Annotated in this window: 15 protein-coding genes; 9 read left to right on the forward strand and 6 right to left on the reverse strand. The window is 49.8% G+C overall.

Features of this window, described 5'->3' with window-relative positions; translation table 11 throughout:
- Positions 1-264: 264 nt before the first annotated feature.
- Both BLW29_RS27040 and BLW29_RS27045 read left to right on the forward strand, forming a co-directional pair.
- On the forward strand, positions 265-879 hold the full coding sequence (locus tag BLW29_RS27040; RefSeq protein ID WP_090985559.1) for a zinc metalloprotease: 615 nt from the start codon (positions 265-267) through the stop codon (positions 877-879).
- A gap of 14 nt (positions 880-893) precedes the next feature.
- Entirely contained in the window at positions 894-1,487 is a 594-nt protein-coding gene (locus BLW29_RS27045; protein WP_090985560.1) for a hypothetical protein, read from the forward strand.
- Positions 1,488-1,667: 180 nt separating this feature from the next.
- Here the strand turns inward: BLW29_RS27045 and BLW29_RS27050 are convergent, their stop codons facing one another.
- Positions 1,668-4,418, reverse strand: a complete 2,751-nt coding sequence (locus BLW29_RS27050) for an alpha-mannosidase (protein ID WP_090985561.1) — start codon at positions 4,416-4,418, stop codon at positions 1,668-1,670.
- 123 nt (positions 4,419-4,541) lie between these two features.
- The gene (locus tag BLW29_RS27055; protein ID WP_090985563.1) at positions 4,542-5,690 is read right to left on the reverse strand and encodes a LacI family DNA-binding transcriptional regulator; all 1,149 of its coding nucleotides are present in this window, start codon (positions 5,688-5,690) and stop codon (positions 4,542-4,544) included.
- Positions 5,691-5,904: 214 nt separating this feature from the next.
- On the opposite strand from BLW29_RS27055, the gene BLW29_RS27060 reads away from it, so the two are divergent.
- Positions 5,905-6,441 (forward strand): nucleoside/nucleotide kinase family protein, encoded by a 537-nt coding sequence (locus BLW29_RS27060; protein WP_090985565.1) that lies wholly within the window; start codon positions 5,905-5,907, stop codon positions 6,439-6,441.
- A 53-nt stretch (positions 6,442-6,494) separates the two neighbouring features.
- Here BLW29_RS27060 and BLW29_RS27065 read toward each other — a convergent pair whose 3' ends face one another.
- Positions 6,495-6,938, reverse strand: a complete 444-nt coding sequence (locus tag BLW29_RS27065) for a cupredoxin domain-containing protein (protein ID WP_090985567.1) — start codon at positions 6,936-6,938, stop codon at positions 6,495-6,497.
- A 253-nt stretch (positions 6,939-7,191) separates the two neighbouring features.
- Between BLW29_RS27065 and BLW29_RS27070 the strand changes: the two genes are divergently transcribed.
- The 3 genes from BLW29_RS27070 (at position 7,192) to BLW29_RS27080 (ending at position 9,892) form a co-directional block, all read left to right on the forward strand.
- Positions 7,192-7,668 carry a hypothetical protein gene (locus BLW29_RS27070; protein WP_090985569.1) on the forward strand — a complete coding sequence of 159 codons (477 nt, stop codon included), beginning with the start codon at positions 7,192-7,194 and terminating at the stop codon, positions 7,666-7,668.
- Positions 7,669-7,784: 116 nt separating this feature from the next.
- Positions 7,785-9,053: an alkaline phosphatase gene (locus BLW29_RS27075; RefSeq protein ID WP_090985571.1), complete on the forward strand. Its 1,269-nt coding sequence runs from the start codon at positions 7,785-7,787 to the stop codon at positions 9,051-9,053.
- Between the two features lie 134 nt (positions 9,054-9,187).
- Positions 9,188-9,892, forward strand: a complete 705-nt coding sequence (locus tag BLW29_RS27080) for a phytanoyl-CoA dioxygenase family protein (protein ID WP_090985573.1) — start codon at positions 9,188-9,190, stop codon at positions 9,890-9,892.
- 390 nt (positions 9,893-10,282) lie between these two features.
- Here the strand turns inward: BLW29_RS27080 and spoVB are convergent, their stop codons facing one another.
- Positions 10,283-11,830, reverse strand: coding sequence for a stage V sporulation protein B (gene spoVB, locus BLW29_RS27085; RefSeq protein WP_090985575.1), 1,548 nt, complete (start codon positions 11,828-11,830; stop codon positions 10,283-10,285).
- Positions 11,831-11,974: 144 nt separating this feature from the next.
- Positions 11,975-12,883 (reverse strand): amidoligase family protein, encoded by a 909-nt coding sequence (locus BLW29_RS27090; RefSeq protein ID WP_090985577.1) that lies wholly within the window; start codon positions 12,881-12,883, stop codon positions 11,975-11,977.
- A 271-nt stretch (positions 12,884-13,154) separates the two neighbouring features.
- Between BLW29_RS27090 and BLW29_RS27095 the strand changes: the two genes are divergently transcribed.
- From BLW29_RS27095 to BLW29_RS27105, 3 genes are all read left to right on the forward strand, one after another.
- Positions 13,155-15,404 carry a peptidase G2 autoproteolytic cleavage domain-containing protein gene (locus tag BLW29_RS27095; protein ID WP_256208966.1) on the forward strand — a complete coding sequence of 750 codons (2,250 nt, stop codon included), beginning with the start codon at positions 13,155-13,157 and terminating at the stop codon, positions 15,402-15,404.
- Between the two features lie 112 nt (positions 15,405-15,516).
- A complete protein-coding gene (locus tag BLW29_RS27100) occupies positions 15,517-16,221 on the forward strand; it encodes an ABC transporter ATP-binding protein (RefSeq protein WP_090985579.1) in 705 nt (234 codons plus the stop codon).
- Positions 16,215-20,228, forward strand: coding sequence for an FtsX-like permease family protein (locus tag BLW29_RS27105; RefSeq protein WP_090985582.1), 4,014 nt, complete (start codon positions 16,215-16,217; stop codon positions 20,226-20,228). The genes BLW29_RS27100 and BLW29_RS27105 overlap by 7 nt, the downstream gene beginning before the upstream one ends.
- 1,404 nt (positions 20,229-21,632) lie before the next feature.
- Here the strand turns inward: BLW29_RS27105 and BLW29_RS27115 are convergent.
- Complete coding sequence (locus BLW29_RS27115) at positions 21,633-22,613, reverse strand: aldo/keto reductase (RefSeq protein WP_090985586.1); 981 nt, start codon at positions 22,611-22,613, stop codon at positions 21,633-21,635.
- Positions 22,614-22,893 lie beyond the last annotated feature (280 nt).

Below are 22,893 nucleotides of genomic sequence, written 5' to 3' on the forward strand. Positions count from 1 at the left end.
TCGGCCAATAACAAACGGCAGTCCGGGATGTTTACATTCCAGATTTTTCGTTAAAAATTATCATTTTTTCTAGAGAAATCAAGGCAAGTGCAAAAAATATTTTTATTTACAAAATACCATTTTATAGATATTATATGAAAAAAAATTTAATATATACAAAATATGAGATTTGTTGAGAGGGGGTATACTATTTCGTTTTTATGTATTCACTAGCATCTTTAGAGTTAGTTGAAAGGCTTCTATGACTACAAGGAGGATTGAAACATGAATAAAAAGATATTTTCTTCGATCGTTCCTTTTGTGCTTGCTGGTACATTGGGAGTATCCACAGCAATGGGACATACAAACACAGATATCTACAGTGGTAATTGGCCATCGTCAGTCTCTAATAATTTAGACGTTGCAGTAGGGACTAGTGCCCAAGGTTATCTTTTGCGAATTCAAAATGCAGCATCAGCTTGGAATGGAATAGAACCTGCTTTAAATTTTTCGTCTGTATATACTAGTTCCTCAACTGATACAAGTCATGTTGCCCGCGTTAATGTCCGAGGGGCTGATCTTGGTGTAACGGGCTTGTATGCTGATACTTCAAATTATAGTTATTCTATTATTTGGGGTTATACTGCAGATTGGAGTGCGGAATGGAAAGATTCTATTGTTAGATTAAATACGAATACGAATACAACCGGAAATGGATTGCAGAATTTATCATACACTCGTATTCAAGAAACGGTTACTCATGAGTTCGGTCACGTATCTGCATTAAAACATAATTCGAATACAACGGAGGACTCTATTTCCATAATGAGACAATACGGTTTCAATGATAAAACAACACCACTTAGTCATGATGTCTCGATGATCCAATACAAATACTAGCAGGAGGCACATATATGAAGAAGAGAATGTTATTTACCACACTTCTTTGTCTGACATTCATGATTAGCTTTTTCGGCTATAGACACTTTCATACGCAAGAGTTACGAGTCGATGGCAAGGAGAAGTTGTATTCATTAAATGAACTCGAACAAATGGCTACCTTAATTGTAAGAGGAACATTAAGCGAAAAAGTATCGACTGATATTGTTTTTGATAACGAGAAGGTACCTAGTGAATTCAAAACCTATTCAACTTTCGTGGTGCAAAAAGTATATAAACCAAAAAACACTTCTGTTATTAATAAAGACAAAATAAAAGTGGTCGAATGGTATGCGGACTGGCGAGATATTTCAGGAGCCTACAGAATAGTTGGTAATGAAGTGTATATTCCATTGAAGGATAATAAAGAGTATGTATTATTTTTGTATAATGAGCCAGGAAAAGACTACTACGAAATCATAGGATTGCAGCAAGGGAAATATAACTTTGATAAAGCAAAAGTTAAAGACGGATCCGTTTTAACAGATGACCTGGCAGCACTGGAAATTAACGAACGTGATCCGTATTATGAAGAAAAGTATAAGCAAGTATTTGAAAAATATAAGTGAGAATGTCGATCAATTACGAGAATAGAGCGGATTGTTTGTGTTTTGGAGCCAATTTACTGCAATTAAGGCCTCTATGATTCGTTAGAATCTCAGCAACTTCAAACTCGGCCAATAGCGCTATAAGAAATGGCGGTCCAGGATGCTCCCATCCCAGACTGCCATTTCTAGTTTCTTTTACTATTACTCAGCGCTCATCCCAATGCTAATAATCTTATACCCTTGAACCGGCACGGTAGCGGAGCCGTCAGTTCCTAAGTCGCCGGCAGCATTCGCGTCTTCGAGCACGGTGCTCTCGTACAGACGGCCATGCGATTGCGAGCTGACGGTCAGCTCAGCCGATTCGCCGGAGAGGTTATACCAGCGGGCGATCAGATCGCCGCGGTCTTCGTTGATCTTCACGTTGGAGAGGGCGAGGCCGGAAGGACCAGCAGAGCTCCAATCGAGCAGGCTCCCCTGAGGGGGCAGCTTCCCTTCATGCGCATCAGTTTGGTTAACCTGCATCGGCACTTGGAAACCGTAAGCTTGTTGATAAGCGGTGAATCGCGAATCCCCGCCCCTATGAGGGAGGATCATCCACTCGGCGACATTCGGACCCAAGCACTGTGCATCCGGCGTTAGGAATACACCCCAATCGCCAAGCTCGCCGGTTGATCGCAAGATCGTCACCGCAATCGTCCCGTCTCCATCACGCAGCACTTCATATTCATTGAGACCTTTATTGGCAATGGTTAAACCGCGGCCGTTCTCATGCACATCGACAAAAGCGCTCTGATGTTGGCAGTTGCTCGGGTTCACCCACTCCTCAGTCGGGATGGTATCCCGCTCAGCGACCTCGAAGATGGAATCGGCGTAGTGCTTCGCTGCCGTAACGCCAGATGGGAACAATACGCGCAGACGTTGATCCTTCGCAGGATTATTGAAAGCGGCTTGAACACGGACGCCTTCCTCGGAACGGCTGAGACTAACGCGTGTTACTATCGTGATCGGCACAAGTTTCGAGGAACGTTGTGCTTTGCGGTCGAGGAAATTAACCATCGTGGCGATTTCCTGCTGCAGCCGTTCATCGGCTTGCTCCGGAATGTCGAACGTATGCGTAATTTCATACGTCGCCCGGTAGGCTGTATCTTCAACAAGTACAACTTGAGCATCGAGCCCACTAGTAGTAATGGCGGTGTCGCCTTCAGGCTGCTTGAAAATATATTCGTTGCCAATGTCGCCTACATTCTCGTAAACGCCCAGGCCTGCAAATGTCTCGCCGGATCGTTTGTCCGTAATCGTCAGGCTGCCGTCACCGGCAATGGTAACGTGGAGGTAAGCATTCTCCATCGTGTTCTCAGCAGCGACTAGCGATGATGACTCCATCGTCAGTGAAGCCGATGCCGCCGCCGGAATCCACGCGAAGCTGGAATACCCCATCGCAGGAAGCGCTACGGTCTCGAACGTTACAGCAACAACGCGGGCAAAATACGGCTGCCTAAACTTATCGTCCGGCAAATCATAGCCGAATCGCACGCCAAGGTCCACGCTTGTGAAATCCAGCTTGTCGCCCAGATGGTTCACGACATAGCCATCTGCTGTTGTATGCTCCAAGACAAACTTCGCATTGTTCTCCGGGCTCTCGCCAGGCTGGAAGTAGCGGCGGCCAAGCTCTAGCTCCACGGTTACAACGCCGCTCTGTGCATATCCGCTCGTACTGTATACAACGAATGGCGCACTGTCCGAGCTGATGGATGCGAAGCTCGCGGTATCGATCTGTGCGCTCAAATGAGCCAAGCTGTCAGCGATTACGGCAGCAGCGACTCCTTTGCTCTTCTCGAAGCGAGTTTTCATCTCATGGTAGACTTCATCCACGCTGCAGCCGCAGATGCTGTCATGAGGGTGATTTTGCATCAACGTTTTCCAGGCATAGTTGAGCAGTCCATGTGGATATTGTCGGCCATTCACATGGGCCATAGCAGCCAAGGGTTCAGCGATCTTTTCCAGCATCGTCTGGTTCTCTTGGTTGAGCTGCTTAATATAAATACGCGATGATGCCGTATTGACGAGGGAATACCAGCCATCCGTACGCTGACCGCGAAGCTCGCCTCTGATTGTGCTTAACGTCTCCGGCAAAGCAGATTGCACGGCGGCTACGTAATCATCGTAATTGGAATGAATGAAGTCATAGTCCGGATACAGCTCGCGAGCCGTCCGAAGTGCAGCGGATAAATTCGCTTGTGCTGGCTGGTGATCGCAGCCGTTCATGAGAAGCAGATGCGGTGTTGAAGCATACTTAGATGCATTCGCGATGGCATTATCCCAGAACTTACGCGCCGCTGCCGGCTCCTCAGGGATTTCCATGCCGTTGTTGTACCAATTGGCGAACAAGATGCCGAGCACCCGTGAGCCATCCGGCGATTCCCAGTGCAGCTCCGAGAATGGCGATTCGAGGTCCAATGCTTCCGAAACGCTGTTATTAAAGCCGGTAGCTTTCACGCCGCGTCCGAACACGGCTGTCGTGATGCCTGCTTGCTGCAGAATCTGAGCGGCCTGCCCCATGTTCCCGAAGGAGTCGGGGAAGTAGCCAAGCTTGGAAACAGGACCATAAGCTTTAGCATCACGATGTCCGATCTGCATGTTGCGAATATTGGCTTCGCTGCTGGTCAGAAACTCATCCTGCAGAATATACCAAGGGCCGGCAGAGAGCTTACCTTCTTGGACCAGCTCAATAAGCTTCTCACGTTTCTCGGGATACACTTGCAGATAATCCTCGAGCACGATCGTCTGACCGTCTAAATAGAAGCTGCGAAACTCCGGATCCTGGTCCATAATTTCGAGCAGACCATCCATCGTTTGAATGAGTTTGGCATGATGCGCCTCGTAAGGCATATACCATTCACGATCCCAGTGGGTGTGCGAAATAACATGTATAATTGCTTTTGGCGTCGGCATAGAAGGACAGACCTCATTTCATTTGAATTATTAAAATATGTTTTAATCATAAATCGAACACCGATTATTGTAAATCTGTATTTATTAAAATATATATAAAAAAATCCCATGACCGCTCTAGCGTCATGGGAAAGTAGGTTTGCCGGTCGATTGCCGCACAATCAGCTTCGTTCCGAGTACTAGCTTGGAGCGGTTGCGATCCTGTGCCGGAGCTAAGACAAGCTTCGCCGCATCGCGGCCGATACTGTAGAAGTCTTGCTCGACTGTTGTGAGCGGCACCTCGAGATGTGCGGTGAAGGAGAGGTTGTCGAAGCCGGTGACAGACAGCTGCTCCGGTACCGCGATTCCTCGTTGGAGTGCGGCCTTGAGCAGGCCCGTGGCGGTATAATCATTCACGGCTACAGCAGCCGTAGGCGTTGGTGTCATGGCAAGCAGATGGTCAAGCAGCACATCATACGGATTGCCGGCCGTCTTGTTCACCTTCAGCGTCTCCAGGTTAATCAGCCATTCGGGCTGAGGCGGAATGCCTGCTTCAATGAGGGCATTGCAGTATCCCTTGTAGCGGTCGCTGACGGATACCGCTTCTTTCCACGATTGGCATACGAAGGCGAGCCGTGTATGACCAAGCCGGAGGAGATGCGAAGCAAGGCTGTAGCCTGCTTCGATATTGTTGGAAACGACAAGCGGTGCTTCCAGCCCTTCAATGTTCCGATCAATGAGCGTAAACGGAATTCCCTCGATAGCAAGATGGCTGAAGACATCGATGTTCTTATAGCTGGACACCGGATAGATGATGATGCCGCTGACGCGATCCTTTGCAAGCTTCTGAATAATGCTCCGCTCGACCACATCGTCGTATTTGGAATTGTGGAACGTAACATACAGCCCTTGCGCAGCGCACTCTTCCTCTACACCGCGTAAGATCTCATAGCCAATCGTTTCGCTAAACGGCATCACGAGCGAGATGACTGGAATGGGCAGCGTCGAGGCCATGGATGCCGAACCTGCCACTCCTCTTGATTCGGTAAGAGAGTCAGCCAGCGGTTGCGGCGTTCTATCCGTTACGAAGGTCCCTTTTTTCTTAATCCGCTTAATCAGTCCATCCGTTTCCAGCTGCCTCATGGCATGAGTGACGGTAATGGCACTCACGCCGAACTGTTCGGCAATTTCCGGCCCTGTCGGCAGTTTGTCTCCTGCTCGCAATTCCTCTGAGGCAATGCGGTCCGTATAGTAGTCGATTAAGATTTGATAGCGGGGTCTATGCTCTTTCACGCTGATCCTCCAAACCGATCCGTCTCATTAATATATATTTTATTAGTATAATGCAAGCTGGACGGCCAGTACAATAGGGGGCATACATAAGGCAGGCATGATAAGCAAGTAGGGATTGGAAACCCATTCCAATTTGCGGTGATTGTGTTATGCTTGCAAGGTATGGGGAAAAATGTTCCATATAGGAGCATGAACACAACTCTGGAGGGCAATAATGGACGGAAAACCTTATGTAATTGCAATTGCTGCTGTATCCGGAGGCGGGAAGACGACGTTGACCGAGCAGCTGCTTGAACGATTACCGTATGCGCAGGCTTTATATTTTGATGATTATGACTTTGAGGACAGCCCGGAGGATATCTGTGATTGGGTGGAGCGAGGAGCCGATTATAACGAATGGAATCTTACTTCATTAAGGCATGATGTCGAACTCTATCTGCAGGATGCTGAGCTTCGTTATCTGGTGCTCGATTATCCGTTTGCGTATTTGAATAACGACATTCGTGAATTCATCAATCTGACGGTATTTATTGATACCCCTCTGGATATTGCGTTAGCCCGAAGGGTCTTGCGCGATTATAACTATCGGTCGATGGACGATCTGCGACATGAGTTAACGAACTATCTATCCCGCGGCAGGGATGCTTACCTGGAGATGCTAAGAAGTGTCAAACCAAACTCGGACATCGTCATCGACGGTACGCAGAGTACCACAGAAATGGCCGATCGCATTCTACATGCCCTACAATAAAGATGGCTGCGCAGCGATGCGCAGCCATTGCTATTTGGTAAACCATCCAAACGTTAAGTTTCGTCAACAATCAGCTTGCCGACCATATCGCGATGACCTGAACCGCACATGACGGAGCAGTGGAATTCGAAGGTACCCGCATTCGCGGCATCGAATTCGCCTTCGCCATCACCTTTGATGTCTACATTATAATCCGCAATCGAGAAACCATGACCGGCGTCGTCGCTGTGAAGCGTGATTTTGACATGATCGCCTTTCTTCACGCGAATTTCCTGCTGATCATATTCGAAATCCTTGGCCTCGAGCTTGATCTCTACGGTTGGTCCGCTTGCCGGATCTGCAGCCGCGTTCGTAGAAGTTTCATTCGTCGCCTTGCCTTCATTCTCGCCATTGTTGCTGTTGCCGTTGCCGTTGTTACCGTTGTTATTCCCGCAGGCGCTGACCAGTGCTGCAATGAGTAGTAATGCTGCTGCAAGTATTGCGAATTTGGCTTTCATGTTTCTATCACTCCTCTACCAATATGGAATCATTACCCATCGTAACATAGTAATATGAAATGAATATGAAAATGATGGGTGAATTTAAATGTGTGACGTCATAATTTTTGAGAAGAGATTCAAAGTTAATGAGAAAAAAATCGGAATTAATAGTTGTGAATTCGACATCGGTCGATGTATAATTTACATAAAATTACATTAATAAGGGGTTTGTTATAGTATTGTGTCGAAAACAATTTTAAGGATGTGTTTTATGGGTAATAGGATGCTTGCTGTCTTTTTTGCTTTATTATTAGTTGTGATTTTGGGTCAAACATTTTTTGCTCGCAACAATTACAATATCAATCAGTTTATTAAGGAGCAGCAAATAGAAGATCCGCAGATAGTAACCCTTAAAGATAAGTCCTATATCTTTGTTGGCTCAAATAATATTTATGTATTTAGAGGTAAGTCAAATTATGAACACTATGTTGGAAACGAACTAGGAAACTATATTATAGGAGGAATGGAAAAGGGATCTGTGGCTATCATTATTAAAAATATAGAAATCGCAAAGGATATACGTAGTTATACGGTTATTATTGATGGCATAGCAGAGGGTCGTAAAGTTGAGTTTAAAAATGGAAATAATATTATTGTAGTTGATGAAAGAATATGGAATCCGACTCCAAACTTTAAAATTATATTTTACAATAACGTAGGTAAAGACATTATGTCGGTTAATCATTAAATATGGACACAAATCTAACTCCAGCAGCTTAACAAGAAGTACACATCCAGAAAACATCCTCTTAATCTACTATTTGTAAACTCAAGTAGAAATGATGATTACTAGGAGGTAGGGAAATGGTTTTGCACAAAAGAATTGGAATGAAAAGCACGCTTGCTGCAACAGCGGCAGCAGCGCTTGTTGTGACAAGCATCCTGGCTACACCGTCGACTGAGAAGGCAGAGGCTGCTTCTTCGCAAACTAAGAATGTTATTTTGTTCGTCGGAGACGGCATGGGTACAGCACAGCGTAATGCGATCCGTTTGGCTACTGTCGGTGAAAAAGGCAGCCTGGCAATGGATTCTATGCCATTCGTGGGACTAATTCATACAAGCTCTACTGATCCGGTAACGGATTCAGCAGCATCTGCTACGGCCTATGCCAGTGGCGTAAAAACGTACAACGGCGCTATCGGAATGGATGCCGATAAGAAGTCGGTCAAAACGATCATGGAATATGCGAAGGATGCAGGTAAATCGACGGGTGTTGTTACAACGAGCCAAGTAACAGATGCTACCGGTGCAGCATTCGGCGCCCACGTTGAAGACCGCGCCAAGCAAAGCGATATCGCGCTGCAATATTTGACGAAGAGCAAAGTTGACGTGCTTCTCGGCGGTGGCGAAGATTTCTGGTATCCAGCCGGCGAGCCGGGTAAATTCAAGGACGAGCCTGCTGAAGATCCATCGGAGAAAAGCAAAGGCACGCAAGGCAACCTGATCAATAAAGCAAAACAATTGGGCTACAGCTATGTGACGAACAAGACGGATATGCAAAAAGCAAAAGGCGGCAAGCTGCTTGGTCTGTTCGCCAACGAAGAAATGTTCCAACAGCGTGCTGAAGGCGAAGGAGACATTTACAACCCGGTCGTTTCGCTTCCGGATATGACGAAGAAGGCGATTGAAACATTGTCCGCCAACAAAAAAGGCTTCTTCCTGATGGTTGAAGAAGAAGGCACGGATGAATTCGCTCACCAAAACAATGCCAAAATGACGATTAAAGCAGGTCAACAACTGGATCGCTCCGTGCAAATCGCGAAGGATTTTGCTATGAAAAATCCGGATACGCTTGTACTCGTGCTTGCTGACCATGAAACAGGCGGCTTTTCCATCGAACCAGTCGATGAAAAAGACGAGTCTGGCGATGGCATTTCCAAAGAAGACGGTCCGTTCGCAATCGCTAACTCCAAGCAAAACTTTGTTGTAGACTGGACAACTTCCGGTCATACGGCGGTGGATGTTCCGGTAACTGTAATGGGCAAGAATGCGCAATTGTTCGCAGGCAGCTACGAGAACACGGAAATTTTCACGAAGCTGATGCAGGCGATGGGATATAAAGCACATCGTTAATAGAATAGTTACGGACAAAGAAGCTAGCTGCGGAAATCGCGGCTAGCTTCTTTGTTTGGATTGACAGGCAGGATGGGGCGATTCAGAATGGGAGTGTATCCTATAAATGAACAATCTTGGGAGGCGGGAAGCCAGTGTCTAAACTAACGGACTTTGTTTTGACCCCAGACATGATTGAACAATTTTATCGGGAAGGTTACTTCTATGCGCCGGGTCTGCTGTCAGCTCATGCGGTGGATGCCATCAATGCCGAGCATGCCGAATTCGCCTACCAGCAGGGAGACGGCAAATGGAGGAGTCAAGCCATTATTGATGTGGAGCAAGAGAGGGACAGGTTTCCGGCGACGACTGATTTTCTGACAGACCCGGATATCGTGAGCCTCCTCGAAACGATACTTGGCGACAGCGTGCGGATTTGGATGGGCATGTACGCCGTTGTTGCACCGTATGGCAATGGGCTGGAATGGCATCAAGATAATCAATACACGCACATCTTAGGGCATATGCTGAATGGGTTCATTGCGCTTGATCCGATCACGCAGGATAATGCAGGTTTGTGGCTTGCTCCAGGGTCGCATCGGCTGGGACGACAGCCGAACTTGAATGCGGAAGGCGGCCATAAGCGGGCAGCTGACCCGGAGAACGGCATCCCGTGCAAGCCGATGGCACCGGGGGATGCGGTGTTCTTTCATCGCGAAACGCTGCATCACAGCAAGCAAAATCATACGGGAAAGCCGCGTCGTGCCTACGCATTCCAAGTGGCAGCGGCTAATTGCCGATATGCGGCAACCGGGAAGCTGCTTGAAGATCGCGCTGTATTGCCCGGCTATCGCCGTTAGCGATAGCGGGCGGGATAAAGGAAGCCGTCTCAACAAGTTGCCGGGTGCAACGGTTGAGGCGGCTTTTTTGGTATCCGGCGTATTTGAAGGGGCCTATGTAGAGGGGCTCCCCTCCTAAGCTGAGAATTGTTGCAGAAAAGGCAGCATTTCCGCTCCCCAACACGCTGATACAGAAGAATGCTGCATAGAATGCAACATTTTCTATGTAAATCACTCCTGTACGGCGCAATGGGGCTCATATGTTGCATTTTAAGCAACATTTTCACAAAATGCCTCCGAATTCATCGTAAATGTTGCACGAATTGCAACATTCCTACAAGGATGATTGAGGTGAACAGATGGCCGGAAGCATAAGCATGCCCCATGTGCGCAGTAATCTAAGTGAGTCAATTATCGCGGGATCACGCTGGATCGGCTTGCTTTGAGCAAAGCATCCATGGATAGGAGTGCAGCGAAGTAGATCAGCAGCGCGAAGATCATGGAACCAACGGAGCTCCAGAGGAGCGGGAGGTTCTGGACCACAGTCAGATAGTCAGAGCACCAACGGCCGCAAATCGCCATCAGCAGCATACAGATGCCAACCTTGAGATAAGGTGCAATACTCATGTAGATGCCGATCGAACCGGAAATCGAGAAGAAATTAAGCAGGAACTGCATGATAATCCCGATTCCGATGCCGAAGGTGATGCCGACAATGCCGAACTGGCTGCCGAACACGAATATGGCGATCGCTTTGAACGATGTGGACACGATATAATTCCAAAGCGTAGCATTGGCGCGGCCGAGTCCGAGAAGAATGGCGTGCAGGGGAGCGTCGAAGTAGTGAAGGAAGAAGATCGGCGCTAATATTTGGAGCAGCAATCCCGCGTCAGGCGCGCCGTAAACCAGTGTTGTAAGCGGAGTTGCCCATACGAAAAGAATAACGGTAGCCGGTGCCCCGATGAGCAGACCGAGGTTCAGCGCTTGATTCATCCGCTGATGCATGAGCCGATCATTCTTATTCGCCGCCGCTTCGCCGATTGCCGGTATAAGCGCGGTGGATAGGGATTGCGTAATAAAACTCGGCATATAGAGCAGCGGGAAGGCATAACCGGCCAGCATCCCGAACTGCTTCGTCGCTAATGCCGTGCTTATCCCGGCTAGTGCCAAGCTGGTTGCAATAAGCAAGGGCTGAAATGCACTGTAGATAGATTGCACCACGCCTTGACCGGTCGTAGGCAGGCCGATTTGCAGCAGCTCGGTGAGTGTTTTTTTGCCATGTCTCAGATGGCCGCTCCAGGTCTCGCCGGGCAGCTTCGCTTCACCGCTCAGCTTATAACTGATCACAAGGAACGAGAGACTGAATGCCTCGCTAATAACGGAGGCAGCCATCGCGCCTGCCGCTGCATATGCGACACCATAAGGGAGCAGCAAATGGACCATCGCGAGTACGCAGGCAATCTGCACCGAATACTCGAGCACATCCGAAGCGGCGATTACTTTCATTCGCTGAACGCCTCGGAAGTACCCTTTTAGCACGGCGGAGACTGCAACAATCGGTGCAATGGGCGTTATTGCGAGCATGGCATAATAGGCACGTTGGTCACTCAGCAGGATGGATGCGATCCAGTGAGAGCCAAGCAGAGAAAAGGTCGTTAGCGTTACACTTAAGAAGCCGGTCACGGCCAGTGAAACGTGCAGGATACGCCTGACTTTTGCCTTCTCGCCGCGAGCGTAAGCTTCCGCGACCAGCTTCGATATCGCAACAGGCAGGCCGAGCTCCGTGATCGTAATGACAAGAGGCACGAGAGGGTGTGCCATCATTAACAAGCCGATTCCTTCCGCTCCCAGTGCGCGAGCGACAAACATGCCGCTGATAAAGCCAAGAATGCGGTTGATGAAAGCAGCGACAGATAAGGCCATCGTCCCTCTCATGAACGATTCCTTCTTGTGTGCCATGTTTCGTTCCTCCTGATCCTCGAATACTTAAATGTATTCATCATTCGGAAAAGCATGCGAACGAGCTGTTGGCTGCGTAATTATGCGACGATGAAAAGAAGCTAGCCGCTGTGATCGCGGCTAGCTTCTTTTTACTGCTTGGGTTTAGTCTGTCGACTTGCGTTTCAGCTGCCAGCCATCGGCCGGAGCATCCAAGACGTACTGCTGCGGCTGTCCATCGGGGTTCTCGATGACAACTAACAGCCCATCCGATACCGGCTGCAGGTTATGAATCTCACCGCCTGGCACAAGCTGCTGGGCAATCGGCTCTAGGATAGGGATGAGCATATTTTCGAGCCAGATTCGTTCCTCATACCAGCGTGGCACAGCAATCGAAGGTGGATAGCCATCTGCCGGAGCATGGAGAGCAGCTGCGAATTGAGCCTGTTCAAGCGGAAGCTCCGTTCCGGCCCCAATAGCGGCTACGAAGCGAAGGCATAGCTCAATCGTATTCAGCACTTCGTCTACTTGCACGCAGCCATTGGCGTAACGGATTTCAACCGTGCCGATATCAAACCAAGAGGCTACGTTGATCCCGAATCGGTGAGATTGCGGACGGCCATGGTTGCGTACAGCTTGGGCAGAAGGATCTATCGTGAATCGTTCACGAATCGCCGTCGTTACCGGTGGACAGAACAACAGGCGATGCTCGCTCGTTTGCAGCAAGGCTTTCAGCGTATCCTGATAAGCCAGTGCCGCATCTAGGAGTGGGAGCACCATCGCTTCTCCCCAGGCTTCAATGCCGACATGCACATGAAGTCCGCAGCTCCAATTAGCCGTTGCGCCTTGCGCTTGAAGTCGGCTCAGCATGATCCGAATCTGATCCCGCTCCTCCCATAGAATCGGCGGGGGCTTCAGCTCACTGCCGGACTCGATTCCGGTTTCATCGATTTGATGTTCATTCAAAGACATTTCCCAGCCGGGCAGCAGCTCTAATTCCGCTGGTTTACCGCCTATAAACTCAATCTCAACGCCGAACTTCAGCTGCTTCCAATCTACTGTTTGGGGCCACATTGCAATCTTCCTCTCGTTTGTATGATGAGTCTTGCCTTGTCATACTTCCGAAAGGAGAGGTGGACCTCGGGCTTACCGGGGGATTTTCAGTTTAGGCATCGCGAGCTCTCCTCCTGATGGATTTAGATATTGCTTACAGTATTCGCGCTGGCGGCGATACATTCCTTCAATGGTCCAAGCTAGTTGGCGCATTCCACATAGATTAATAGAGGAGAGGATGCGATCTATCTCGAGGTTAATTCTATTGTTCTATGGAAAAGGAGTGAATGCAGTGGCGGATTGTAATCAAAATCCAGTCGGTGAATGCTCGGAGGCGGAAGGTCGTGATACTACCGCTAACGGTATGGCTTCCCATGCTGAGGGGTATCAAACAACCGCGAACGGGGATGCTTCCCATGCGGAAGGAAGCGGGACGACGGCGGGAGGCGGCGCTGCCCATGCGGAAGGCTATCAGACGCAAACGGCAGCGGATACCGCTCATGCGGAAGGAACGGCAACAATTGCGAGCGGCGTTGCAGCCCATGCGGAAGGAAGTTCATCCGCAGCCAATGGTTCAGCTTCTCATGCAGAGGGTTATCTGAGTGCTGCTAATGGACTTGCTTCGCATGCGGAGGGGATTTCATCGGTAGCGAATGGTTCTGCATCCTATGCCGGAGGCAGGGAAAGCACTGCGAATGGTGCAGCTTCGCATGCGGAGGGGTTTCAAACGATGGCTAATGCGGATACCTCTCATGCGGAAGGCTATCAAACGACAGCAGGCGGGGATGCTTCGCATGCGGAAGGCTACCAGACCTTAACAGTCGGAGCTGCTGCTCATACGGAAGGGTCCCAGACTGTAGCCGGTGGCGGTTCATCTCACGCAGAGGGCAGTAATACGCAATCGCTTGCTTTGAATTCGCACGCGGAAGGGGAAGGCAATATAGCAAGTGGCCGTGCTTCTCATGTGGAAGGCGGAGGCGTGGATCAACTAGGCAATCCTGCACCCAACCAAGCCATCGGCGCTTCTTCTCATGCCGAAGGGATAGGGACCGAGGCAAGCGGAGATGGCGCTCATGCCGAAGGCGGAACGGTGGATTTTACGATTGCTCCAGGTCCTCGTGCGACGGCATCCTTTGCGCATGCAGAGGGACAAACCACTGTTGCGAGCGGAACGGCCGCGCATGCGGAAGGTTTCCAAACGCTCGCCAGCGGACCCAGTGCGCATGCAGAAGGCGCCAATACGACTGCCGGCGGGAGTTTCTCCCATGCCGAAGGCATAGGAACAAATGCAAGCGGCGTTTATTCGCATGCGGAAGGTGCCGATTCGACTGCAAGCGGTCAGGCCTCCCACGCCGAGGGAGAGAGCAACACGGCAAGCGGCAGAGCTTCCCATGCTGAAGGCGGCGCAGTGGATTCGCTGGGCAATTTTGCTCCAACCGTTGCATCGGGCGACAGCTCCCATGCCGAAGGGGTAGGCACGATAGCGATCGGGTTTGCTGCCCATGCGGAAGGGGGCACGAATGATGTGACCGTTGCGCCAGGACCGAGGGCTCTGGCTGCATTTTCGCATGCCGAAGGGCAAACCACCGTGGCCAGTGGAACGGCGGCTCATGCGGAAGGCTTTCAGACTACCGCGAGCGGCCCCGGGACACATGCGGAAGGCGCAAACACGAGTGCGAGCGGGCCGTTCTCCCATGCAGAGGGCATCGGCACAAGCGCGAATGGACCTTATTCGCATGCGGAAGGAGCCGATACGCTGGCAGGCGGTCAAGCATCGCATGCGGAAGGCTCCGCTACGAGTGCGTTAGCTGCGTCTTCCCATGCAGAAGGTATAAATACATCTGTCGATATGCTGCATACTGGCGCTCATATTATGGGGCTGAATGGGACAACCAGATTTCCGTATTCATGGCACTTAGCCAATGGGTTGATGGTAGGCCCGACTTTGAACTCTGCCGTTATCGAAGGGGTGACCGGTAACTTGTATTTGGATGGCACGGTCAGCTCGCCGAACGCCGCCGATTACGCCGAAATGTTCGAAACGGCAGATGGTCTTGGAATCGACGTCGGCTATTTTGTCACGCTTGACGATCAGGCATGTGATAAAATCCGTCGAGCAACGGCAGCAGACGGTTACATCCTCGGCGTTGTCAGCGCTCGTCCGGCCGTCTTAGCGGATTCCAGCGATTTGCGCTGGCATGGGCTGTTTGTTACCGATGAATGGGACCGCATTCAGTACCATGAGGTGAATGTGCCCGCAATGTTTGACGGTTCGGGTGTTGTATTAAGGCCAGCCGGCAGCAAGATGGAGCCGATGCTGAACCCGGATTGGAACGAAGCTATGGATTATGTGCCGCGTTCGCAGCGTCCGGAGTGGGTGGCCGTCGGCGTGGTCGGCAAGCTGCTTGTTCGGGATGACGGCACATGTGTGCCCGGGGGCTACTGCATGTCGAACGATGAGGGAACAGCGACGGCAGCTGCAACGGGATATCGCGTCATGAAACGGATCGGGCCGAATCAAGTTCGGATATTCGTGAAATAAGGGCAGGGAGCTGCGGATGATGAGCAGCTCTTTTTTTCGTCTATTTTTCTATTGATTTCATATATGTTACGATCTAAAAACAATATATTCCTATATTAGGTGGTGTCTGGTGATGGGAGTCATTCGGCTAGTAGATATTGAGAAGGTTTATTCCGGCGACCTGATTGAGACACCTGTACTGAATCAAGTACAGCTTTCTTTGAAACGCAATGAATTCACGGCGGTCGTCGGTGCGTCCGGATCCGGCAAATCCACGCTGCTCAGTCTGGTCAGTACGCTGGATCAACCTACCTCAGGACAAGTTTTTTTTGACGACGTCAATGTTGCCGGATTAAAGGGAAATCGATTGGCTGACTTTCGATTCGAGCGGATCGGAATGGTATTTCAGCATTTTCATCTTCTGCCTACGTTAACTGCGCTGGAGAACGTCATGTCGCCTTTTTTTGGACGGAGGACGAAAGTTGATTATAAGAAGAAGGCTGCACAGCTGCTTGCACAATTGGGTCTTGCAGCCAAACAAAATTCGCTTCCGTCGCAGCTCTCCGGCGGCGAACAGCAGCGTGTTGCAATAGCACGTGCCCTGGTGAATGAGCCGGAGTGGCTGCTGGCTGACGAGCCTACAGGAAACTTGGATTCTCGTAACGCGCAGCTATTCTATGATTTGCTGCATCAACTAAAGCGTGAATTTGGTTGCGGCATTGTGGTGGTTACTCATGATATGCAGCTCGCACAGAAGGCCGATCGGTTAATTGAGATTAGAGATGGCCGCGTTGTGGAAGACCGCAGTCTACATGCAGATGGCGGAAGCTCATGCTAAGGTTCATTTGGTCGAATTGGTGGCGTCATAAGGAACGATTTCTCATCATGCTTGTTGGTGTGTTCATTGTTAGTGCGGGGCTTAGCTTTCTGTTTGGCCTGAATGAATCCAACAAAGGGACCGTCATGGAAACGCTGGAGAACAAATGGAAGGTTTCTTATGATATCCTTGTTCGTCCTCAAGGGACGCAGGCAACCGATGAAGCGAATCGCATGTTTGAGCCGAATTTTCAAGATGGCATAACCGGTGGGATCAGTCGCGAACAGTTGCAGCGAATCAAAGCGATTCCCGGGGTTAGCGTTGCAGCGCCGCTGGCTGTAATTGGATATACGGAATATTCAATGCCGCTTAATCAATCCTTTAAATTCAAAGAACACGGTGTATATCGCTGGAAGGTTCAAACGACAACGAATAATGGTGTACAACATCAAACGTCAGTTCCGTTCTCCAGCTATTATAATTACGACCTCGCAGATGATCCGGAATTCAAGCTGAGTACTTATGATACTACCTTGTTGGTAGGGATTGACCCGGTGGAAGAAGCCAAATTGGTAGGGTTGGACAAGGCCGTTCTATCGTCCTATACATCTCGTTATTTTAATGGTACGGATAGCAGCAAGGTTTATAACTTGGACCAACTGTATGGCGGGAGTTATCGTGCAGTAGATGTCCCTATTCTGATGAGCAATCGGCCATTTACGGATAAGAAATATACGTTTGAATTCGAGAAGCTGGATGTCCCTTTTGAAACGGAGGCTGAGGTAGCGGAAACAAGGACGAAGATAAAAGCAAACGGCGGTCTTCGATACCTGGATCAATTTAACACTCAAACCTATACTTATCAGGACAAAGAAGTGGATGCCAATGAACGGCTAGCGGAGAAGTTTAAGATGTCGCAAACCGACCCGGATATTCTGCCGCTCGTTCAGAAAGCGACTCCGCTTACCTTCAAATCGACGAAGAGTCCATTCTCGAATCGTTGGCCTTACACGTATCAATTACAAACGTACACGGATCCTGCTCTGACGCTTGCCGAGCGGTTTCCGGACTATTATCGTCCCTATGAGCGATTTGTCGACGCTCAGCATCCGGATGCTGTATATCGTAACATCTTGCGAGCGACCTATATTGGGCTCTATGATCCTACGAAGCTGCAAGTTTCCAAAGATCTGGAGCATCTCTTTCCAATGGATACCTATACAGCACCGTCAGCAAAGTTTGTTTTTGATTCAAAGGGCCGCCCTGCAAACCCGCAATCTACGATTAAACCGGTCAACAATCCGCTCGGCTTCTTGACGAGTCCGCCTACAATGCTGACAACGCTCGAAGCTGCTTCCATGCTATCCGGTGACAAACCGATCTCTGTCATTCGAATTAAGGCAGCCGGAATCAATGAGGTATCAGATGCCAATCAAGCCAAGCTGGAGCAAATTGCCGCAGCCATTGAACAGCAGACCGGCTTACAAACCGATATTATGATGGGCTCTTCGCCGCAACCGGTTTTGATTCAAGTCCCGGAGAGCGGAACGCAGAGCGCAATCGGTTGGATGGAACAGATGTGGATCAAGCTTGGTGCCGCACTCTCCATAGTAAGTGAAGTGAAGCTCGGTTTCTCGGGTATGCTGCTGCTGGTAATCGGAGTATCGATGATTTATGTTGCGGCTACGAATATGGTGTCATTTCTCGTTAGGAAGAAACAATTTGCAATCATGCTGTCCATCGGGTGGAGAAAATCGAACCTACGACGTTTACTCCTCATGGAGTCTATGCTAATCGGTGTTTTTGTGGCGCTGGTGACGTGGACAATGGAATCCTATTTTATTCTTGCCCGCGGATCTGAGCTGTCACTGTCTCGATTTCTGTTCATAGGGGGCTGTGGGTTCGTTATCTATATGCTTGGTGTCATCGCACCGATCTTGCAAGTAGGTCGAATCAAGCCGATGGAAGCACTGCGTACAGGTGAGTACATGGCGTCCACTCGAAGAATGATGCCGGTTCGACACTTAGTTCAGTTGGCTGCGGCTCACTTTCATGGCAAAATGAAGCGGAATTGGTTGTCTGTACTAGCGATGGCGGTTCCGACTATGCTGCTGATGTTTTTCGTGTTTGTGACCATCCGGCTGAAAGGCGTGTTCTATACGTCATGGCTTGGCCAATATGCCGCTGCCGAGATTGGGAGCATGCACTATATTGCGATCGGCATTTGCTTATTAATCGCTGCACTCACCACGGCGGAAATCGTCTGGCAAAATGTTTCCGAACGAAAGCCCGAAATTGCCCTTTTGAAAGCGTTAGGCTGGCGCAATCGTTCCATTCGTCAGCTTATCTGGTACGAGGGCATGATAACCGGGATCGTGGCAGGTTTGTTGGCTTTTGTGCTAGGTGTTATGTTCATCGCGTTGTTGTACCGGAAGGTGCCCGTTGATGAGTTGTGGTATTTGCTAATGGTAGGCGTGGTTCCTGTTCTCACAGGCTTATTAGGCTCAATCCTTCCTGCCGAAATGGCGGTAGCTCTCTCTCCGGTTGAGGGAATGAAAGGCAGTTACACGACGGCTAAGCAGACGGAAGCGCGTCTGAAGAAGATTATTATGGCGGTGGCAATGGTTACACTGCTTGTTGCTGCAGCTTCGATCGGACGTTTAGTCATGTTAGATCTGGGCCGGGAGACACCATCGGTAGAGGCAAACGTCGTTATTACCGCAGATCCTCACGGTGAGGTAGAAGTTGGCAAGCTGGAAGGGTATACGCCCAAGTTCGTGGAGAACGGCAGCAGAGCTTCTTATGATCTGCAGCTGCGGATGAATGATCAAGCGAAATTCAGTGTTGAGGCGGCTATCGAAGTAAACAATCAATCGGGTGAAGAATGGGACGAGCTTGTGTTCTATATGATACCCCATGTGTTCAGCGACAAGAGCGACTCCCAATTGTACCGGGCTTCTGCGCGGTTTGAGATTGGCGGTATTACTGTTAATGGAGAGAGCACTTCCTTTACTCTTGAGGGGGACAAGTTGAGCGTTCCGTTAATGAAGCCGTTATTGCCAGCAGATCATGCAAAGGTCGAAGTGACCTATTCATTTCAAGTGCCGGAACATGGGATTCGTTACACGAACTCTGGTGCGAGCTACTATTTAGCACAGTGGTATCCCATGCTGGCGACGTATCAAGGTGGGTGGAATAAGCAGCCTTATACGCCTCTGAGCGAGTCTTACCACACAGGGTTTAGTGACTTCACGCTTCACTATGACCTTCCAAGCGGATACCGGGTAATCAGCTCATCGGATGAAGATGCGACCGTCGCTTCTGATTCGGGGGACGTTCGCCTCTCCCATGCCAAAGAGTTGATGGTAACGGTAGCGAAAGAGCTGACGTTCGTGGAAACGAAGGTGGATGGTGTTGACCTTCGCGTATGGGGGAGTGGCAAATGGAAGGAGCAAGCGGAAGAGGCACTTCCAATCATCACCAAAGCATTCCAATACTTCGAGCAGCACATCAGCAAATATCCGTACAAACAGCTAGACGTTATGTTCGATAATGTATCCTCCATGGAGTACCCGGGGATTGTGACGGTGGATAGCGATGCGGATAAGGAAAAACATACGCTGGTGCATGAGTTAGCTCATCAATGGTTCTACAATGTGGTAAGCAACGATCCTTATGTCGACGGATGGTTGGACGAGGGGATGGCGGAGCTCAGCACAGCGTACTATTTGGATGATTTTTCGTTTGACGAGCGGTTCTATCGAGCCGGTTCGAAACGCTCGAACTTACCGCTTTCCGCGTACGAGTCACGTGATATCATCCAGTCGCTGTATGCACAGCCGGCTATGAAAATGCGAGAGTTGTTCGATCGATATGGCGGCAAGGATGCGGGAGTAACTTTCTTGCACGCGTATTATGAGAAGTATCAGAATCAGCAAGTGGATACGAAGGAGTTCGTGCGATTTGCGGTGGCCTACTTCTCGCTGCAAGATGATTCGTTCTTTCGAGACTGGCTGCAGCTGGAGTAAGCAAGAGGCCTGCCACATTGACTGTGGCAGGGCTCTTCATGCGTTATGCAGCATGGCGAATCGACCACAATGTGGCTGGATCAAGCGCGGCAGACGCTGAGAGATCGAAAATGAAACTCTCAGCGTCACAAGTCGCGGAAGAGAGAGCTGAGAGTTCCAAAAGTGAACTCTCGGCGTCTACAGCGTGGCTAGACTAGGCGTGGCAGACGCTGAGAGATCGAAAACGGAACTCTCAGCGTCACAATTCGCGTAAAAGAGAGTCGAGAGTTCCAAAAGTGAACTCTCGGCGTCTCCAGCGTGGCTAGACTAGGCGCGGCAGACGCTGAGAGATCGAAAACGGAACTCTCAGCGTCACAAGTCACGAAAAAGAGAGCTGAGAGTTCCAAAAGTGAACTCTCGGCGTCTACAGCGTGGCTAGACTAGGCGTGGCAGACGCTGAGAGATCGAAAACGGAACTCTCAGCGTCACAATTCGCGTAAAAGAGAGTCGAGAGTTCCAAAAGTGAACTGTCGCTGTAAGCGGCTATTCCGCTTACGGCGACGAAACTAACCCAATTCCAGACTCGTAATCGACTATTCCTCTTAAAGTAACTCATCCTCACTTAAAGTGGCACCCTATCTCCCAGTTTTCTCGCAATAAGCGGCTATTCCGCTTACGGCGACCAAACTAACCTAATTCCAGCCTCGAAAGCGACTATTCTTCTTAAACTAACTCATCCCCTCCAAAAGTGGTACCATATCGCCCAGTTATCTTGCTGTAAGCGGCTATTCCGCTTACGGCGACCAAACTAACCCAATTCCAGCCTCGAAAGCGACTATTTCTCTTAACATACCTTCAACCCACCAAAAGTGGCACCATATCGCCCAGTTATCTCGCCGTAAGCGGCTATTCCGCTTACGGCAACCAAACTAACTAATTCGAGCCTCGAAAGCGACTATTTCTCTTAACATACCTTCAACCCACCAAAAGTGGCACCATATCGCCCAGTTATCTTGCTGTAAGCGGCTATTCCGCTTACAGCGACCAAACTAATCCAATTCCAGCCTCGTAAGCGACTATTTCTCTTAAAGTAACTCTTCCTCACCAAAAGTGGCACCAAATCGTCCAGTTAACTCGATGTAAGCGGCTATTCCACTTACGGCGACCAAACTAACCCAATTCGAGCATCGTAAGCGACTATTCCTCTTAAAATACCTTCAACCCACTAAAATTGGCACCATATCGTTGAGTTATCTCGCAATAAGCGACTATTCCGCTTACAGCGACGAAACTAACCCAATTCCAGCCTCGTAAGCGGCTATTCCGCTTACAGCCCCACTCCACTCCCCTCCACACAAAAAAGCCCAAGAGCAACCGAGCCGCATACGATCATGCGACTCAGTTCCCCTCGGGCTATTCAATGCCTTAAGGCAAGTTCACGCCGCGCGAAGCGACGTACAGGCGGTACCAGTCTTCGCGCGAGAGGCGAAGGGTGGCCGCATCCCGGCAAGCGCGGATGCGCTCCGGGTTAATCGTGCCGATCACCGGCTGGATGCCGGCCGGGTGCGTCATCAACCAAGCGAGCACGATAGATTCGCGTGTCGTGTTATGCTTCTCGGCAAGCTGGGCCACAAGCGCAGCGGTTTGCACGACGCTTTCGCTCTGGCCTTCCAAGGAGCCGCCGGAATAACGGCCTTGCGCGAGCGGTCCCCATGATTGCAGCTGAATGTTCTCCAGGCGGCTGTGTTCCATCGTGCCTTCCGGGAACACATTGTTGCGCCATGCTTCTTGGTTTACGCTGACGGCGGTGTCGCAGAAGCCGATTTTGTGCAAGCTCATTTCGAGCTGGTTTACGATGAACGGCTCGTCGCTGTAAGCTTGCAGCAGACGGATTTGGCCGTGACTCATGTTGGACACGCCGAAGTGGCGCACTTTGCCAGATGCTTTCAGCGCATGAATTGCACTGGCTACATCTTCCGGCTCGACAAGTGGATCAGGACGGTGCAGCAGCAGGATATCGAGATAGTCCGTGCCCAAGCGCTCCAAGATCCCATCCACGCTGTCCAAAATATAGTCGGCCGAGAAATCAAATCGATGCGGGTTACTCTCATCCCCGAAGCGAATACCGCATTTGGACTGGATGATGATCTCCTCGCGAAGCGAAGGACGCTCCTTCAGCAGCTGCGAGAATACGCGCTCTGCTTTGCCAGCCGTATAAATGTCGGCATGGTCGAACATGTTGATACCAATCTCAAGCGCGGCATCGAGCGCTTCGTTGCCTTCGCGGTAGTGCTCGGCTGTAATGGGGCTGCTAGCGTTCCAGTCGCCTCCAAGTCTCATGCATCCGAGTACGAGTTGGCTGGCATTTATATGACGGCGTTGCAGCGGAATAGGTTTCTGTGTCATAGGATCCTCCAATGTTTCATATGGAATGGTCAAGCTCCTGTTTCATTATGATGCAGTAACATGCAAAATAAAAGTAGTGAAAATATTGATACGTAATGATACAAGGTATATATAGTAATCAAAAGTATAGCGGGTACAGCTGCCCTTTGCGTCACTAACGCGACTAGCGCCAGCCCCCAACAATCCCGATAGATCTACACCTAACATCCATAAAAATAGCCATACGCGCGCCTAGCGTAAGTAAGATATAGTACCAGTAACGCGAGAAGGAGAGACTGTT

This window comes from Paenibacillus sp. CF384 (genome assembly GCF_900106745.1).
Lineage (GTDB): Bacteria > Bacillota > Bacilli > Paenibacillales > Paenibacillaceae > Paenibacillus_Z.